The following is a 3,589-nucleotide window of genomic DNA, read 5'->3' as shown; positions in this document are numbered from 1 at the left end:
AGCCGTGACCGGCGCAACCGCCTGACGTCTCACACAAGCGCCTTGTTCCGACCTTGATCAAACAACGTGACATCGCCGGTCGCACCGTTACTTGTCAGCTCGAAATGATGACCGGGGGCGGCGGCACAAGATTGCGGCATTGGCAGCTGCAACCCCATCGAAGGACGAATTCCATACTGAACGCGCGCTGGGCGCACTTCAACAATCATGCAGCCAACCAGTTTCGGCGCTCCTCGCCCGTTGCACGTCGTCGTCGACTGCGCACCAGTCGCAAATCCGACATATGTCGATGCCGACTTCCGCACCTCGATGAAGCACGATCAGTTTATCTGCTTTGCGATACATGTGTGAGGCGACATACGCGCGACGGTGCCCTTCATCATCAACGATTTCGAATATATACCTCAAACAATCACCCGGAGCAATTGCACAATCTGAGGAGTATTCGCCAAGCGCTTGTGGGAGGCTTGTACCCTTCCGGCCAAAGGATCGCTTCCATTCTGCCGGATACGCGGCTCCTAGCGACGAGTAACCGGTGGCTTCGCGCATTAATGCAGCCACTTCTGCCTTCTGCGCGCAGTCAAGCTGCAATCAGCCTCGTGATGCAAGTGACGAAGATATGACGAGAATGCCGTCGCGAACGAACAGCGTTTTAGCCGGCGAGCCTCATTGGTAGTTCAACCATCAAAACCGTAGAAGCCCTAGCGTTTTTGTATGCCGGTGCTTCGAACTTCTCCTTTGAGTCCACCTCGATGGCACCGACCGACAGAAGGCGGCGGTGGAGCCGACATCTCCCTTATATTTCGCGTCGTTTCTCGCCGGCGGGGAGCATGACCGGCTTCGCCGCCCCGATCCAAACGGCATCATGGACCAAAGCGGTATACTAGAATAGTTGCTATTAGCAGCGCAGGCTGCACGGGAAGGTCAAGCGGCGCTTCCACATTCCTAAAGTCACCGGTGTTTACGCATTTAATCAACTCGATCCATAATGCCGGACTGAATGGCCAGGGCGGTGTACTGCGAGGCGTCCAGCGGCAGATCTCCAAACGCGAGTTGACAAAGAAGGTAGTTGGCACCCGCCTCTTCCAGCTGATCAAGGAGAGCCCGGCGCGCAAAAGTTTCCGTTCCTACCACGCACAACTCGCTCTCGATTGCGGCATCCAAGGTCAGCGGCAAGTTTGGCGGAAGGGGGATCGCGTTGGCATCGTACAGGAATTTGAAGTTCCTGACCCATCGATCGTAAGCAGGTGCCGCGAGTGAATGGGCGTGCGCGGCAGAGTGTCCGACCACTACCATTCGGAGCAATCCGAGAAAAGGCGCTTGGTCGTCCGCGTCAGTGTTTTGCTCTGGATGGGAACGGAAGGCATCAGTAATTTTGCGAACCACAGACGCGGGTCCTAGGCACGCGATATTTGCGCCGTTGGCAGCGGCCCAAGCCGCAGATTCGGGCCGGTTGGTGGCGATCCATGTAGGCGGATGCGGACGCTGATGAGGCCGCAGCGTCAAAGGGACATCGTTTAGCTCAAAATGCTTACCTTGGTAGGATAGTGTGCCGCCCTTCATTGCCTTCACGAGGATTTCGCTGGCTTCGATGTAGCGCTCCGGCACCGCGTCTGCACCAATCCCGAAGTAATTCAATTCGATCGGGAGAGAGCCGCGCCCTATACCAAGCTCGAGCCTACCACCGCTCAATTGGTCCAGCATACAGATCTCTTCAAACGCGCGTAACGGATGAGAAAGGCTGAGCAACATGACCAAGGGGCCCACACGAAGTTGCCGAGTGCGCTGTGCGACGCTCGACAAGAACAAATTCGGCGATGCGCCTCTCCCATGCGGGGTACAATGGTGCTCCGCGAGGTGATATGCATAAAAACCGAGCCGATCGCATGTCTCGGCTAACGTCAGGCGGTCGGCGTACTGTTGTGCGATGTCGCGACCGTCCTCGTCTAAGTGATCAAAGATGCCGACGGTTAGCTTCGAAGGGAAGGTGTGTCTCATTCCGTCATCTCCAACTTTCATGAACGAGCTAAGGCGTTGATCCAAGCGATCTGAGACGTGACCTCTTCCTGAGTGGAAATGGTCTTGTGCCTAGCTTGAATTTGTTTGGGCTTTGCGCTGGCTATGCCCCAGATCATCGAGGTATTTGGACGTTGCGCGCACGATTCAAGGTCGCTCAGCTCCCAGAATGTCGCTGACCGCCGCAAGAAATACATCCATTTGCGCTTTTGTACCGATGCTAACACGGATGCAGTGTTCCAGACCTCGATCGGGGAAGACTGCAACTAGTATCTTTTTCTGCTCCAGCGAGGCTTGCCACCAGACCCCGTCTCGTCCTGCTGGCACATGGGCCAGCAAGAAGTTCGCGTGCGAGGGAGTTACAGAGAAACCAAGTTGCGACAGCGCCGTGCTCACCCGCTGCCTCTCATGCTTAACATGCTTGTGGTTTTCGTCGTAGGCGGACCGATGCGCAAGGATGCCGATTCCAACCGCATGGCCGATCACGTTCATATTGAAGACGTTCTGGATGTTTCGTAGCCTACCAATGACCTCAGGATGCCCAAAGCCGAGCCCAATGCGAATACCGGCGGCCGCGTAGCTCTTCGAGAATGTTCTTAAGAGCAGGAGGTTCGAGTAACGATTAATGAGGCGCAGAGCGTCGTCAGGGGCGAAGTCAACGTAGGCCTCATCCAATACGATCAAGCGGTCCGACTGTGCTAGAAGGCGTTCGATGTCGGCGATCGAAACAAATGTTCCGGTCGGGTTGTTCGGATTCGCGAGCAGAATAAACTTGGCATCTTTTGCGGGTCCGAGAAGCAATTGCTCTAACGGCAATGAATGAGCTTCGCCCCACCCAATTTCCAGAAATTGAGCACCCTGCAGAACCGCCAGTTTTCGGTTGAACGAAAACCCCGGAGACATCATCGCCACAGCGTCACCCGGAGCAAGGAATGCCCTGTAGATGAGCCCGAGAAGTTCAGACGATCCGTTCCCGGCGATCACCTGATCCCTGGAGAGGCCGTAGGCATGGGCAGCTGCTTCCCTCAGGCTGGTATTGTCATCTTCTGGATACAAATATTGTCGTTCGAGGGCTGCAACAGCGCTCGCCCTTACGGGTGGCGGCAATGCAAAGGGGTTCTCATTCGTGTTTAGCTTGACCCAACTAGCATCCGGTGCTGGGCTGGACTCCAAACAATTCAGCTTCATGGCCATTGCGAAAGAGACGAGAGTACGCTCTGCAGTTTTGCGTCAGACAAATTTTTCTCCGTTCAGTAGCCGAGGGCAGGCGCATTGTCCGCAGACCGTCGGATGCCCGGGTTATGCTGGACGTGTTCTACTAAGGTTTGGCGCAACCGGTAAAATGATCTTTTTGCATGTCATCATTCACCGAATGGATACAGCACGTGCCCTTTTAGGGCTTTGGGTGATGTCACGTTGTCATGCATGGTCAGCATGATGATGCGGGTTTCGGGCGATCGGACTCCAATCTCCGCTGCGGCCTCGAGGCCATCCACGCTGCCCATCCGTATGTCGAGCAGGGCAATATCCGGTCGGAGACTCTCGCTGAGAGTTACCGCGCTCATGCCGTCTG

Annotated in this window: 2 protein-coding genes and 1 pseudogene; all 3 read right to left on the bottom strand. The window is 55.6% G+C overall.

The genetic code is table 11. From position 1 onward, the window contains the following. Window positions 1-969 precede the first annotated feature (969 nt). Window positions 970-1,998: an LLM class flavin-dependent oxidoreductase gene (locus tag BN1800_RS39075; RefSeq protein WP_027513925.1), complete on the bottom strand. Its 1,029-nt coding sequence runs from the start codon at window positions 1,996-1,998 to the stop codon at window positions 970-972. 165 nt (window positions 1,999-2,163) lie between these two features. Continuing rightward, a pseudogene (gene hisC / locus BN1800_RS39070) lies at window positions 2,164-3,254 on the bottom strand (histidinol-phosphate transaminase). 123 nt (window positions 3,255-3,377) lie between these two features. Then, window positions 3,378-3,589 (bottom strand): response regulator (locus BN1800_RS39065; protein ID WP_143534260.1); only part of this gene is annotated, 212 nt, incomplete at its 5' end.

It is taken from the genome of Rhizobium sullae, from assembly GCF_900169785.1.
GTDB lineage: Bacteria > Pseudomonadota > Alphaproteobacteria > Rhizobiales > Rhizobiaceae > Rhizobium > Rhizobium sullae.
Note: the sequence above shows the minus strand (reverse complement) of the source record. Positions and strands in the feature narration are given on the sequence as shown.

Coding starts and splice junctions, on each gene's coding strand:
- BN1800_RS39075 (WP_027513925.1), bottom strand. CDS start 1,998: ATGAGACACACCTTCCCTTCGAAGCTAACCGTCGGCATCTTTGATCAC.